Source organism: Sphingobacterium sp. xlx-130 (assembly GCF_011007405.1).
Taxonomy (GTDB): Bacteria; Bacteroidota; Bacteroidia; order Sphingobacteriales; family Sphingobacteriaceae; genus Sphingobacterium; species Sphingobacterium luzhongxinii.
The window spans coordinates 597,227-610,880 of the sequence record NZ_WFKN01000003.1 but is presented as its reverse complement, the minus strand read 5'-3'; the positions used below and the strand labels follow the sequence as shown (position 1 = coordinate 610,880).

Below are 13,654 nucleotides of genomic sequence, written 5' to 3'. Positions count from 1 at the left end.
ATTATGAAGAAAAATATTGGTTTTATAATGCTATCTATGGCATTCGTAGCTTGTCAACAAAATAAAAAGATTGACCCCGTGAAAGATATTACAACAACGCTCTATCCAAAGACTGAGAAAATAGACCAAAAGGATACCTACTTCGGTATTACTGTTGAAGACCCCTATCGCTGGCTAGAAGACGATATGTCTGCCAAAACCAAGGCTTGGGTCACAGCTGAAAATGAAGTAACTCAAGCATACCTTGGGCAGATTCCCTTTCGTCAGGCGATTACGCAACGCCTAGAAAAGTTGTGGAACTATGAAAAGTACTCAGCACCCTTTGAAGAGGGGGAATACACCTATTTCTATAAAAATGACGGTTTACAAAATCAATCTGTATTATACCGTAAAAAAGGAGATAAAGGGACAGAAGAGGTATTCTTGGATCCGAACAAATTTTCGGCAGACGGCACGACCTCATTGGCCGATATTTCATTCAGTAAAGACGGTTCCTTGGTCGCTTATCAGATCTCGGAAGGCGGCTCCGATTGGCGTAAAGTCATTGTCTTACGTGCTGCAGATAAAACAGTCGTCGGAGATACATTGATCGATGTTAAATTCAGCGGTTTAGCCTGGAGGGGCAATGACGGGTTTTATTACAGTTCATACGATAAACCTAAATCTGGCTCCGCGCTGTCTGCGATGACAGATCAGCACAAGCTTTATTTTCATAAGTTAAACACCGCGCAATCCACAGATGAATTGATCTTTGGCGGAGTCAAGACACCGAGAAGATATGTGGGGGCTGGATTGACAGAGGATGAGCGTTTTTTGATCGTTACAGCTGCCAATACAACATCGGGTAACGAGCTGTATGTTAAAGATCTTACAAATCCAGCAGCAGGCTTCATCACAATTGTGGATAATTTTGAGAAGAACCATGCCATTCTAGACAATGACGGCGATCGACTTATTCTTTATACCGAGTTAGGTGCGCCTAACGGTAAGATCGTAGAGACGGTGTTGGCTAATCCGAAGCCCGCTACATGGAAAGACTTAATTCCAGAGACCGATAATGTATTAAGCCCCTCTATAGGAGGAGGAAAGATCTTTGCATCCTATTTAAAAGATGCTACCTCATTGGTCAAGCAATTTGATCGTAACGGAAAAATAGAACGGGAAATTACCCTTCCGGGAGTAGGTACAGCAAATGGATTTGGAGCCAAAAAGGAAGATAAGACGCTATATTATACCTTTACTTCCTATATAAATCCAGGAACCATCTATAGTTACGACATTGCTTCAGGCAAATCAGATGTGTACAAGAAGTCTAATGTCAAATTTGATCCTGAACAATATGAGTCAAAGCAGGTTTTTTATACTTCGAAAGATGGTACAAAAGTACCGATGATCATTACTTATAAAAAGGGTACAAATTTGGATGGTAAGAATCCAACTATGCTGTACGGTTACGGAGGATTTAATATTAGTCTTAGTCCAGCCTTTAGTACAGCTAATATTATCCTACTCGAACAAGGAGGCGTATATGCTGTCGCTAATTTAAGAGGAGGGGGCGAGTATGGTGAGAACTGGCACGTTGCAGGAACGAAATTGAACAAGCAAAATGTGTTTGACGATTTTATAGCAGCAAGCGAGTACCTTATTAAGGAGAAATACACTTCGTCCGAAAAGCTAGCGATCGCGGGAGGATCAAATGGTGGATTGCTGGTAGGCGCATGTATGACCCAGCGACCGGAGTTGTTTAAAGTCGCGTTTCCGGCGGTAGGAGTATTAGATATGTTGCGTTACCACAAATTTACCGCAGGAGCAGGATGGGCATTCGACTACGGTACCGCCGATGATAGTAAAGAGATGTTTGAATATCTTTATAAATATTCCCCATACCATGCTTTAAAACCCAATACATCCTATCCTGCAACAATGGTAATGACAGCCGATCACGATGATCGCGTGGTACCGGCCCACTCTTTCAAATTTGCGGCCCGGTTACAGGAGTACAATGTAGGACAAAATCCCGTTTTGATTCGTATCGATACCAATGCAGGACATGGAGCAGGCAAGTCTACTGCCATGCAGATCGCCGAACATGCCGATAAATGGGCTTTTATGTTTCAGAATATGGGAGTTAGTTACCAAGAAATAAAATAATGGTAGACCAACTTATTCAACATATAAATGGCATTACGCCTTTGACCAAGGACGAAGAGGCTATTGTAGAAGAACTCATTCGTGAGAAGACTTTACAGCGTAAGCAATTTTTGCACCGAGCAGGCGAAGTCGCACAATATTCGGCTTTTGTGATCGAGGGATGCTTACGCTCTTATGCTGTAGACCGGAATGGCTTTGAACATATTTTGCAATTTGCCCCTGCCAATTGGTGGATATCAGATATGTATTCTTTTGTTAAAAATACACCCAGCGAATTAAATATAGATGCGCTTTTGGATACGAAGGTTTTGTTATTAAGCCGGTCCTGTCAGCTAAGTATCTTTGACCGTATACCTAAGCTGGAACGTTATTTTAGAATTCTTACCGAGAATGCCCTCGCGGCTAGTAATCACCGTACCATTAATTACCTTAGCCTTCCGGCCAAAGTGAGGTATGAGAAGTTCTGCACGATGTATCCAACATTGATCAACACGATACCCCAAAAATCGGTGGCATCCTATATTGGTATCACACCTGAGTTTTTGAGTAAGTTGAGAGCCGAGTTTTAATTCTTCTCTACTCCAACTATTGTATATTTTTATCGATATGCAAAAACAATGTATTTTGAAGATTGTTTCGGTTATAGCATTGTCTATTTGCAATCTTGAAGGTTAATTGAAAACGTCTATTCCGATGAGAAAATATTTATTCTTGTTCGTTTTACTTACGATATGTTCCAGTTTAGTTTGGGCGGGCAGTTTTTTTGGAAACATCGATTCCCTTTCTCGACCTTTATTAGATTCCGCGTTAACATCGATAAAGTTATGGAAACCCGTTCCAGTTAGTTTTCAGGATACCACACGGGAAATCCTCAACCCACAACGTCCTAAGCATTTTTGGAGAGCAGGTACTGAATGGTTTTTAGCACAGGCATTTCCCGCTACTTTTAATCGTTTCATTACCAAAGATCCCTATTCATACATTTCATTTAAGAACTTTATAGACCATCAGCGGTTTAGTGCTTGGGATTGGGATGATAATCAATTTACGACAAATCAGATTGATCATCCTTACCATGGACAGATATATTTTAATGCTTTTCGAAGTAATGGGTATAACTTTTACCAATCCAGCATAGCTACATTGGCGGGCTCCTATATTTGGGAGACCGCAGGAGAGACCCAAAGTCCATCCATTAATGATTTGGTCAATACTACTTTTGGGGGGATTATCCTTGGGGAGATGACTCATCGGGTTTCCCGGAACATTTTAGCTAGAAGTCGAAACGGGAATAATGTGATAGGCAATGAAATTGTAGCCCTTTTAGTAAATCCGGTAAATAGCCTAAATCGATTGCTGGATGGAAAATGGGGCAAGCGTGTAGACGACTATTATACAGTCGACTCTTCTGTTATCAGTGCAGAGATTGATGCAGGCTTTAGACGATTTGATGCCAAAGAAGGAGACTTTCTGTCTAAGGGAAAAGACTCTTTTTACACGCGCCTACGATTTAAGTATAGTAACGGCGATCATAATTATAAGCGTCCTTTTGATCAGTTCTCCGTAAATTTAGAAGCTGGTAATGGCGACAGTACGTTTATCAATGCGATCAATGTCCATGCATTACTTTATGGTGCTAAATTCTTTAAATCAAAAAAGGGAGAACATTATGGGTCTTTGAATGCGCATTATGATGTTTATAATAATGATGCCTTTTTCTATGGAGCACAAAGTCTGAACTACAATTGGTTATCCGAATTTACTTATAAAAGCCAGAATAAGTTAAATCTTAGTATGGGCGTTGGTGCCGTGTTATTGGCGGCAGTACCGGACCCATACCTGTTATATGGTGCCAGTCGTAACTACAACTACGGGTCAGGGGCATCTTATCGATTTAGGGGAGATCTTAGCGTATTAAATAGATTATTGTTTACTGCCGATTACAATGGAGGTGTTTTTTATACGATCAGCGGTACCCCCTCACATTATATCCTACATGCAGGAACTGTAGAAGCTAGCCTTCGTGTCTTCAAAAGGTGGTCTATTAATTTGAGATCCGGTTATTTTTCGTTGGAAGGAAAGTTTAGAGATGAAAAGTATCCCGATTTTCATCGGGAATATCCCTTTGGATCCATTTCTATCGGCTACAATATTCAATTCTAAGGTTCATATTGCATATGATCCATCTTTTTGCCAAATACAGATAGATTGTTTTTGACAACAAACCCCATCTTTTCATAGAGCCGTTTGGCATTTGGATTATCGCAATCTACTAAAAGCCCCAGCGTATCCTTCCTTTTGTTTACAAATTCTTTAATGACAAATTCTATCAAGAATCTACCAATACCTTTTCCTTGAGCCTGAGGACTTACTGCTATCGTGTCTATGTATATCTCACCCTCTTGTGTCTCATCCGCAGGTTGATAATCAATGTGATAATTTTCTTTGATGCGATCCAATACCGGTTGACGAAGTGTCCGTAACTGGCCCCCAGGATAGAGGCAGATCTGTCCCATTATTTCGTCGTCATTTTCAGCAACGAATATGTATTGGTAGGAGTATTGATTATTCTGTTTCTGTATGAGGTCGCACAGAAACCTTTTCCCTTCTTCCAAGTCTTCCTGGCCAATAAACTGATAGACGATTTCAGTCATCGCCAATATCATCAATTCGGCAATCTGCGGGGCATCCTCTTTTTTTGCTTTACGGATATGCATTGTTATAGGGTTTAAAATATAAATGATGAAGTTAAAAAAACTTTCATGATTCCATTGAATCACCAACAGAGATAAAAGTTATTGATGTCCTTTAAAACGGATACTCTCACAAAAAAAAAGGGTTAACATATAACTGTTAACCCTTTTTTTATATGTAAAGATTACTATTTCTCTTCTAATTTCTCGAATTTATCGTAATCTATTTTTTTAGATTTTGTCTTAACAGTTGTTTTTAGATGATCAAACACTTTAAGAGCTTTCACTTCTTCGAATAAGCGGTTTGCCTGCTCTCTGTCAGATAGAAGTTGCATTGCAAACTGACCTAATTGTTCGTCAGTAGGCTCTTCGTTGATGTTGTACATTTTGATCTGTCCGTAGATACGCTCTTTCGCTAGATCAACGACCTCATCATATTTAACCTCAAGATTATTCGCTGTAACAATACGGTTTTCGATAATTGTCCATTTCAGGTTATTCAAGAAGTCTGCAAAACCTTCTTCGATTTCTGCTGGAGAGAGGTTCGGGTTTGTAGCCTGTAGCCATCTTTTTAAGAATTCCTCAGGGAATTTAGCTTCTACTTTATCCATACCAAAAGTATACATATCATTACGTAACTTTTGTGCAGAGTTCTGTTTGAATAAGTTTTCTACTTCTTCTTTAACCTTTTCATTAAATTGTTCTTCTGTAGTTACTTCTCCAGCAGGGAACAATTTATCAAAGAACTCCTGGTTCAAATCTGCTTCTTCAAGACGGTTAATGTTTTGAACAGTAAGTTCAAAATTAGTAACGTCAAGGTTTTCAGTTTCTTCTTCTGTAATACCAAGGATACGTGCGATATCAGCGACTTTAAATGCCTTTTTAATATCGATTTTTACGCTATCATCTTTCTTTAAGCCTACAAGAGATTTCTTGATTTTAGCGTCTTCAATTATATCTGTACGGATTGAAGTTGTTTTTTCGATACCCTCTTCTTTTTCCTGTTTTAAAGTAGCGTACAATACATCACCTTCTTCAGATACTTCTGGATTGGTCATTTTTCCATAGCTACGACGTAGGTTTTTAGTACGTTCTAGCAAAGTCGCTTCGTCAGCCTTAATATCATACTCTGTAAATTCAGTTTCTCCAGAGAAAGGAATGTCGAAAATAGGAGCAAGACCGATTTCGTAATTGAAATTGAACGTATCTTTAAAATCCCAATTGTATTTGGTGTCATCTTCGCCTTCTACAGGAAGAGGCTGGCCTAGTACTTCTAGTTTTTGCTCTGTAATATATGCGGAGATTTTTTCATTTACAACGCGGTTGATTTCATCCAACAAGATAGCTTTACCATAGGTACGTCTGATATGGCCGACAGGAACCAATCCAGGACGGAAACCAGGTAATTTTGCTTTTTTTGCTTGATCTTTAATCGCTTTGTCGACTGCTGGATTATAATCTTCTGGTGCTAAATCAACGGTAATTTTAGCGCTGATGTCATCGGTTTTCTGATGTGAAATGTTCATACTTCTCTTAAGCGTTATTTTCGCATTATAAAAAAAATCCTCCCGATGTCTTTTGGTCGGGAGGATATCAAGTGCGGAAGAAGGGACTCGAACCCCCACGCCTTGCGGCGCCAGATCCTAAGTCTGGTGCGGCTACCAATTACGCCACTTCCGCAGTTAGGATTTCTTTTGTGCTACAAAGATAGAACTCAAAACGATATTTGTCAAGCCTTTTTTATAAAAAAACACTGTAAATAATATTTATTTTAGATAACAGCCTATGATTCAGTTTGATTTTTTTTAAAAAAAATCAAACTGAAATTTCATTTCGAGAAGAATCAAGAGGAATAATGGGTAAAAAGGGGGAGATATATGTATTTATGGGGGATAAGAAGAACGTCTAGTGGAAAGGATTTATTGAGGGATCGCGCTTTTTTTCGAAAAAAATATTTGCAGCATTGATATTTTCTATGTTACTTTGAATATCAAAGTACTTTTATGGGGCGTCAAGATATAATTAAGGAAATAGGACAGATTCGCTCTCTGATGGAGCGATCATCGAAGTTTATGTCCATAAGTGGACTTTCTGGTATTCTTATTGGAAGTTATGCCTTAATAGGGGCATTTTTCGGTTATATTACTGTATATGGTGTTCGTAGTGATTTTAGGTATAGAGATAATTATATAACGGATTACGGTATTATAAATAAGTTGATCCTTATTGCAGCGCTCGTGCTGCTGTGTTCTGTTGTGACAGGATTCCTAATGGCCAAGCACAAAGCGAAGAAGAACAAGCAAGCGATTTGGAATGCCACCAGCAAAGCATTATTGGCTACGATGCTGGTACCTTTGCTAACTGGCGGAATACTTTCTATTATACTTGTGTATAGAGGAGATTACGGTATGGTTGCGTCCTCACTGCTTATTTTTTACGGTTTAGCTTTAAGCGCAGCCAGCACCTTTACCTTTAAAGAGGCGAGATGGCTAGGTATTATGGATATTCTTTTGGGATTACTAGCACTATGCTTTCCTGGTTATGGTCTTTGGTTTTGGGCGATAGGTTTCGGCGTATTGCATATTATTTATGGCGTTATTGTTCATCAACGTTACGAAAAGTGAGTTTAGATTTATCCCTATATGATAAAGTATTAGAGAACCGTGTTCGTTTGCAGATCATGGGCGTATTGGTTGCGAACGAGTATTACGATTTCAATTCTCTGAAAGAGCTGTTACAGGTGACAGATGGTAATCTAGCGTCCAATCTTAAAAGTTTAGAAAAGGAAGGCTATTTGACGGTCGAAAAGAGTTTTGTGGATAGAAAGCCTAATACGAAATATATTAGGACTGATAAGGGGCAAAGAGCTTTCGAAAATCACTTAACAGCGTTAGAAAATTTGATAAAGCAGCAGTACTAGGTCTTTTTTTTGCCTATCAACTTTGAAAACCAAAGTACTTTCTTTCTCTTTAAACAGAAAGTTTGCAATTATAAGTACAAGCAGATAAAAGAGGAAAAATATATAATTAATCACACAAAAAGCAACAATCATGGAAAATGAATCACAAAAACCTCCACAATTGCCGAGTTCAAGTATGACAATCTTCGAACGTATTAGCAATTCAATTATCTTGAAACTCTTCGTCATCTTTATTTTGGTTTTAATTATGATGATACCGATGTCATTGATAGACGATCTGGTCAGTGAACGAAAGAATAGGGAACAGCAGGTATCGTCGGAAATCGCTGCCAAATGGGGTAGAGATCAGGTCGTATCCAGTCCAGTACTGGCAGTGCCTTATGAATATCTAAGTGAAGTCATTGAAAAAGATAGTAAGGGCAAAGATTACACAGTCCAGCAAATTAATAGGGATTGGGTCTTTCTGCTACCTGGTAATACGCAAATAACGACAGAAATTAAACCGGAAAGTTTAAAGCGAGGTATTTATCAATCAGTAGTCTACAATTCGGAACTTACTCTAAAGGGAACTTTTGACGGGTTTGATTCAAAACAGCTGCCAGTGGAGTTGGATAAGATAAAGTGGAAAGAGGCGCAGTTAGTATTTGGTATACAGGATGTAAAAGGATTGTCTTCTAACCCTGCAGTGATGTGGGGCAACGATAAGCTGACATTAGCTATGAATGTAAAGGACTTTGATTTGTTCAATAATAATATGACAACCAGTGTTCCTTTAGCTAACATAGATGATACAAAATCAGACTTTCAGATTAAAGTAAAGTTAAGAGGTTCAAAATCTGTTAATTTTTTACCATTAGCTAATCATAATCTGATACAAGCGAAAGGAAGTTGGGGAAATCCTAGCTTTAATGGTGCTTATCTTCCTGAAGCACGCGAGGTATCGGATAAAGATTTTAATGCTTCATGGAATATTCCGAGTTTTGGAAGAAAGGTTCCTCAGCAATGGTCTGGAGCGAATACTCGGCTATATAGATTTTCTGGGATGTCCCTAGCAGACGCTGACTTTGATACTTATGTAGGGACAGCTGATGCTGCGGCTTCCGCAGTAGCTGCTGCAAGTACGAGTATAGAAGCTGCTACAGATATGGATATGGTGCAGATTAATTTTCTGCCTGAGGTTAATAATTATCAAAAGACAACTCGCGTTGCGAAATACGGAATTTTAGTAATCGTACTCACCTTTGCCTCCCTTTTCTTTACGGAGATAATAAAAAAGCAACGTATCCACCTGATTCAGTATATCCTTATTGGAGCGGCCATGGTTCTATTCTACTCGTTGTTATTAGCCATATCCGAGCATATGGGATTCAATGTCGCCTATCTTTTAGCAGCAATTGCTACCGTCGGATTGATTGCTTCATTCATTAAGATGATAACGAAAGACAATCGGACAGCTTTATTATTCATGGGAATTCTTGGTTTGTTCTATGGGTTTATATTCGTTTTGATGCAACTCCGGGATTATTCGTTGATCGTAGGGACAATAGGCATATTTATCATCCTTGCGATTCTGATGCGTATCTCGACCAAGATAAACTGGTATCAGTTTGATAAGCAATGAGATTAGGAACACAAGGCATCAAGATGTATTTAACATACATCTTGATGCTAATTAGACGCTTTTAATCGGAACTGATTTATATGCAGCCTGCGTACACCGAGTCGGACATTTCTCCGGTGAACATGTCTAATACGCCAAAGTAAATATGCAGTTGTTCTATTTTACTAAAGTGTTCGGGTAACTGCCATTCCAGTTGTCCACTAATAGTGCTTGCTCCTCCGTCATAAATACTAACCTCTTTTTCGATATCATATGCCAATAACAGTATGTTGTAGTGCTTATCCTGATATCGCTGCGCCTCCCATGCTATTGTCAATTTATTCTTATTTCTATTTAATGAAGTGACAATCGGAATCTGGAGATTTCCCCTGAAAACCAATACTTTTTCTGGGTTGACATACGGAATAGTATCCTCATTGTATTCTAGCGCTGTTTTAAAAATATAAGATTGTGCCTTTTGAAAAGCTCCGATACGGCTCCCCGGAGGTGCCAAATTCTTATAACCGAACTTGATAGTCTCATTGATCGGAGCTAAAAACTTCGATACGGCCTTCATCCGATTACGGTTTATTAGCGCCAAGGGACTTGGTTTACGCTTTACATAATTAGGAAGCCCACGAATAATTGCCTGCCCATTTAATTCGTAACCTACAACACTTCCTACTTTTCCGGAGAATGGACCATTGATTCCGTCTTTTAGTATTGCCATCTTTTTTTGGTTTTAAGATTGTCTAATCCAGACCGCGCTCGAAACATATCCGGTGTTAGTTTATAATTAATTATTACTAAATATACATATAGTTATGGTTATATTGAAATATCATAGAGTGAATCTAGTGTATTCATAGTGATTTACCTCTATGAACCCTCTATAAAACCTCTATTTATACACTATAAAATCTCTATTATTATATAACTAGTGACAAACTTATTAATCTCTTATAGTTTAATTTTAAAGCAATATAGTTTTAGCGAGCATTGCTCATGTTTGTTTCTGAATAAGTCACGAAATATTGCTTTAAAAAAGAATTTTTTTAATTTTTTTTGTGTGATTTAAGGGTTTTGCCGAAAAATTTACGAAAAATCATCATCTTAGCTGAAGTAAATGATATTAAACTTAAATTTGATCATAACCCGCAAATCTCCACGAAGGCCGATTTGGCGTATGTAAACTCAGCTAAGTACAAATATGAAGAAAGCTAAAGTTTTTTATGTGTTTGCGTTTTTGCTTGCTTCTGTTGGAAGTGGAAAGGCGCAACAAACGAGTTACGAGTGGAAACAGGCATCAGAAGAGGGATATTCCTACAAGTATGTGTCAAATGATCCTACACACTCCAGGTTCTACACACTCCAAAATGGATTGACTGTTATTTTGAGTCCTAGTAATAAGCAACCTCGGATTCAAACGTATATCGCTACTAAAGCAGGTAGTAAGACAGATCCCAAAGACCATACTGGATTGGCGCATTATCTCGAACATTTGTTGTTTAAAGGAACGGAGCGATACGGGTCATTAGATTGGGCCAAGGAAAAGCCTCTTTTGGATAAAATTGATGGTTTATACGAATCCTACAACTCGACAAAAGACGAAGTGAAGCGTAAGGCTATTTATAAAGAAATAGATGCTGTATCTGGAGAGGCCGCGAAGTATGCTATCGCCAACGAATACGATAAGCTTATGAGCCATATGGGCGCAGAGGGTACAAACGCTTTTACATCCTTTGAGCAGACAGTTTATATAGAAGATATTCCCAATAATGTTGTTGATAAGTTTCTTGCAGTGCAGGCCGAACGATTTAAAAGTCCGGTTTTTCGCTTGTTTCATACCGAGTTAGAAGCTGTCTATGAAGAAAAGAACATTGGTTTGGATACAGACAACCGTAAAGCCATCGAGGCGATGTTTGAGGGATTATTTCCAACTAATAATTATGGGCAACAGACCGTTATAGGAACAGTTGAGCATCTTAAAAATCCATCATTAAAAGCGATTCGAGCTTATTTTGAGACCTATTACGTCCCGAATAATATGGGGGTTATTATGTCTGGAGATTTCGACCCTAACGTAATGATCAAAAAAATAGAAGCAGCATTCTCTTATATGAAAGCTAAAGAGGTGCCGCCTTATACTTTTGATCCAGAAAAGCCGATCAGTAGTCCTATATTAAAGGAAGTAAAAGGACCCAATGCCGAGTTTTTATTCCTGGGATTTAGATTTCCTGGCGCCGCTAGCAAAGATGCACAAATGTTAAATCTTTTAGGAAGCATCCTTACCAACGGGTCTGCAGGATTAATTGATTTGGACTTAGTGAAATCTCAAAAGTTATTGGGCGCAGGCGCATTCCCTTATATCTTAAAAGACTATTCGATGTTGATTCTTCAAGGAAATCCATCGCAAGGACAGTCTTTGGATCAAGTCAAGGAATTGTTATTGGCTGAATTAGCAAAACTACGTAAAGGAGAATTCTCGGAAGATTTAATCACATCTATTGTGAATAATGAACGAAAAGCACAAATCGCCCGAAACGAAAGCTACCAAGACAGGGCCGAGGAACTGATGGGGGCGTTTACTTCTGAATTGGATTGGTCGAATGAGTTACGCAATACAGATTGGTTAGCGACGGTAACGAAAAAGGATATTGTTGATTTTGCAAACAAGTATCTGAGTAATCAAAACTATGTTGCCATCTATAAACGTCAAGGGGTGGATGAGAATGTCGTGAAAGTGATCAAGCCAGAGATTACGCCAGTTACTGTCAATCGTGAGGCCCAATCTGAATTTTTGACTAAAGTGAATGCGATGCCTGAGGAAGAGATCAAACCGGTGTGGTTGGACTATAACAAAGACATTCAAAAGTCTTCGGTTTATGGGGTAGACGTGTTAGCTGTAGAGAATAAGGATAATGAATTGTTTAGCCTGGTATATCGTTTTCCTTTAGGTAAGTGGAACAATAGACTGTTAGGATTGGCAGCCGGTTATTTTGAGTTCTTAGGGACGAAAGATAAGAGTAGTGAACAGTTCAGTAAAGCTTTTTATAAGCTAGCGACAGATTTTTCTGTTTCTGCCGGGAATGAAGAGACCACTGTATCTATCGCTGGTTTAGACCGTAATTTTGGCCCCTCGGTACAGCTGATTCAGGATCTCTTGAAAAATTGCGTAGCCGATCAAGAAGCTTTTGAAGCGTATATCGCGCGTTTGAAAAAAACGCGTATCAATGCGAAGGAAAATAAAGGAGCTATTATGGACGGCTTAAAAGCTTATGCAAAATATGGTGCAAAAAATCCATTCAATTATACTTTTACCGATGCAGAGCTTGATCAACTGAAGGCGGATGACCTAGTTAAGGTATTGCATGATTTGGCACAGACCAAGCACAGTGTGCTTTATTTCGGACCTAAGAAAGTGGCGCAGATGATAGCGGTTTTACCAGCGTTAAAAAATGGTAAAGGTGCATTTACGGCTATTCCTGTGGGAGCATCTTTCAAAGAGTTGCCTACAAACGAAAATCAGGTTTTAATTTCTAACTATAATATGAAGCAGGCAGAAATCTTCTGGTTTAGAAATTCGGATAGCTATAATACGGCTTTGACACCTACCGTATCTTTATTTAATACATACTTTGGTGGTGGAATGGGGAGTATTGTGTTTCAGACTATTCGGGAGTCTAAGGCGTTGGCATATTCGACTTATGCTTTTTATGGTCAACCTTATAAAAAGGAAAATCACTACACTATTGGTGCTTATATCGGTACACAGTCCGACAAATTCATGGATGCAATATCAGGTATGAACGAGCTTATTAATGTATTGCCCGAGTCTTCGAAATCGTTCGAAACAGCCAAGCTGAGTCTGATGAAGTCCATAGCAAGCGAGCGTGTTACGAATACGGGGATTCTGAATAGTTATCTTGCCGCAGAGCGTCTGGGAAATCAAACCGATATTCGTAAGACCGTTTATGAAAAGATTCCAGTGTTGACGTTTGCTGATGTCAAAGCTTTTCATAGCAAGGAGTTTAGCAAAAAACCTTATATTTATTGTATAGTAGCTGATGAGTCAAGCCTCAAAAAGGAAGATCTGGATAGCCTAGGTAAGGTTAGGAAGCTATCCTTACAAGAAATATTTGGATATTAACGTACACAACTACCTAATCATATACCTCAATTAATGGATGGACGGGTCACTTCTCTCAAGAGTGGCCCGTTTTTTTGTAAGCGTTTGTTTCCAAGGCCATGAAAGTTATTTTGTTATTGACACCAAAATTTTACAACAAT

Annotated in this window: 10 protein-coding genes and 1 tRNA gene; 7 read left to right on the top strand and 4 right to left on the bottom strand. The window is 38.8% G+C overall.

Annotated elements, in window-relative coordinates:
• Positions 1-3 precede the first annotated feature (3 nt).
• The 3 genes from G7B18_RS05975 to G7B18_RS05965 all read left to right on the top strand — a co-directional run bounded on the left by G7B18_RS05975 (position 4) and on the right by G7B18_RS05965 (position 4,314).
• Positions 4-2,151, top strand: coding sequence for a prolyl oligopeptidase family serine peptidase (locus G7B18_RS05975; protein WP_164112640.1), 2,148 nt, complete (start codon positions 4-6; stop codon positions 2,149-2,151).
• A complete protein-coding gene (locus G7B18_RS05970; protein WP_164112641.1) occupies positions 2,151-2,720 on the top strand; it encodes a Crp/Fnr family transcriptional regulator in 570 nt (189 codons plus the stop codon). The genes G7B18_RS05975 and G7B18_RS05970 overlap by 1 nt, the downstream gene beginning before the upstream one ends.
• Positions 2,721-2,844: 124 nt before the next feature.
• Positions 2,845-4,314, top strand: a complete 1,470-nt coding sequence (locus G7B18_RS05965; RefSeq protein ID WP_164122192.1) for a DUF3943 domain-containing protein — start codon at positions 2,845-2,847, stop codon at positions 4,312-4,314.
• Here the strand turns inward: G7B18_RS05965 and G7B18_RS05960 are convergent.
• The 3 genes from G7B18_RS05960 to G7B18_RS05950 all read right to left on the bottom strand — a co-directional run bounded on the left by G7B18_RS05960 (position 4,311) and on the right by G7B18_RS05950 (position 6,524).
• Complete coding sequence (locus G7B18_RS05960; RefSeq protein WP_164112643.1) at positions 4,311-4,868, bottom strand: GNAT family N-acetyltransferase; 558 nt, start codon at positions 4,866-4,868, stop codon at positions 4,311-4,313. The genes G7B18_RS05965 and G7B18_RS05960 overlap by 4 nt on opposite strands.
• A gap of 164 nt (positions 4,869-5,032) precedes the next feature.
• The gene (locus tag G7B18_RS05955) at positions 5,033-6,370 is read right to left on the bottom strand and encodes a trigger factor (RefSeq protein ID WP_164112644.1); all 1,338 of its coding nucleotides are present in this window, start codon (positions 6,368-6,370) and stop codon (positions 5,033-5,035) included.
• A gap of 72 nt (positions 6,371-6,442) precedes the next feature.
• Positions 6,443-6,524 (bottom strand) — tRNA-Leu (locus G7B18_RS05950).
• 323 nt (positions 6,525-6,847) lie between these two features.
• On the opposite strand from G7B18_RS05950, the gene G7B18_RS05945 reads away from it, so the two are divergent.
• The 3 genes from G7B18_RS05945 to creD all read left to right on the top strand — a co-directional run bounded on the left by G7B18_RS05945 (position 6,848) and on the right by creD (position 9,385).
• Positions 6,848-7,468 carry a hypothetical protein gene (locus tag G7B18_RS05945; protein WP_164112645.1) on the top strand — a complete coding sequence of 207 codons (621 nt, stop codon included), beginning with the start codon at positions 6,848-6,850 and terminating at the stop codon, positions 7,466-7,468.
• Complete coding sequence (locus G7B18_RS05940) at positions 7,465-7,764, top strand: winged helix-turn-helix domain-containing protein (RefSeq protein ID WP_164112646.1); 300 nt, start codon at positions 7,465-7,467, stop codon at positions 7,762-7,764. The genes G7B18_RS05945 and G7B18_RS05940 overlap by 4 nt, the downstream gene beginning before the upstream one ends.
• A 130-nt stretch (positions 7,765-7,894) precedes the next feature.
• The gene (gene creD, locus G7B18_RS05935) at positions 7,895-9,385 is read left to right on the top strand and encodes a cell envelope integrity protein CreD (protein ID WP_240452781.1); all 1,491 of its coding nucleotides are present in this window, start codon (positions 7,895-7,897) and stop codon (positions 9,383-9,385) included.
• Positions 9,386-9,461: 76 nt separating this feature from the next.
• Here the strand turns inward: creD and G7B18_RS05930 are convergent, their stop codons facing one another.
• Complete coding sequence (locus tag G7B18_RS05930; RefSeq protein WP_164112647.1) at positions 9,462-10,094, bottom strand: DUF6266 family protein; 633 nt, start codon at positions 10,092-10,094, stop codon at positions 9,462-9,464.
• A 480-nt stretch (positions 10,095-10,574) separates the two neighbouring features.
• On the opposite strand from G7B18_RS05930, the gene G7B18_RS05925 reads away from it, so the two are divergent.
• The gene (locus G7B18_RS05925; RefSeq protein WP_164122191.1) at positions 10,575-13,514 is read left to right on the top strand and encodes a M16 family metallopeptidase; all 2,940 of its coding nucleotides are present in this window, start codon (positions 10,575-10,577) and stop codon (positions 13,512-13,514) included.
• The last annotated feature ends 140 nt before the right edge of the window (positions 13,515-13,654 follow it).

Bases quoted from the DNA above. Each gene is read 5' to 3' on its own strand.
- creD (WP_240452781.1), top strand. From the start codon at position 7,895: ATGGAAAATGAATCACAAAAACCTCCACAATTGCCGAGTTCAAGTATG.
- G7B18_RS05930 (WP_164112647.1), bottom strand. From the start codon at position 10,094: ATGGCAATACTAAAAGACGGAATCAATGGTCCATTCTCCGGAAAAGTA.
- G7B18_RS05975 (WP_164112640.1), top strand. From the start codon at position 4: ATGAAGAAAAATATTGGTTTTATAATGCTATCTATGGCATTCGTAGCT.
- G7B18_RS05925 (WP_164122191.1), top strand. From the start codon at position 10,575: ATGAAGAAAGCTAAAGTTTTTTATGTGTTTGCGTTTTTGCTTGCTTCT.
- G7B18_RS05970 (WP_164112641.1), top strand. From the start codon at position 2,151: ATGGTAGACCAACTTATTCAACATATAAATGGCATTACGCCTTTGACC.
- G7B18_RS05960 (WP_164112643.1), bottom strand. From the start codon at position 4,868: ATGCATATCCGTAAAGCAAAAAAAGAGGATGCCCCGCAGATTGCCGAA.
- G7B18_RS05965 (WP_164122192.1), top strand. From the start codon at position 2,845: ATGAGAAAATATTTATTCTTGTTCGTTTTACTTACGATATGTTCCAGT.
- G7B18_RS05945 (WP_164112645.1), top strand. From the start codon at position 6,848: ATGGGGCGTCAAGATATAATTAAGGAAATAGGACAGATTCGCTCTCTG.
- G7B18_RS05955 (WP_164112644.1), bottom strand. From the start codon at position 6,370: ATGAACATTTCACATCAGAAAACCGATGACATCAGCGCTAAAATTACC.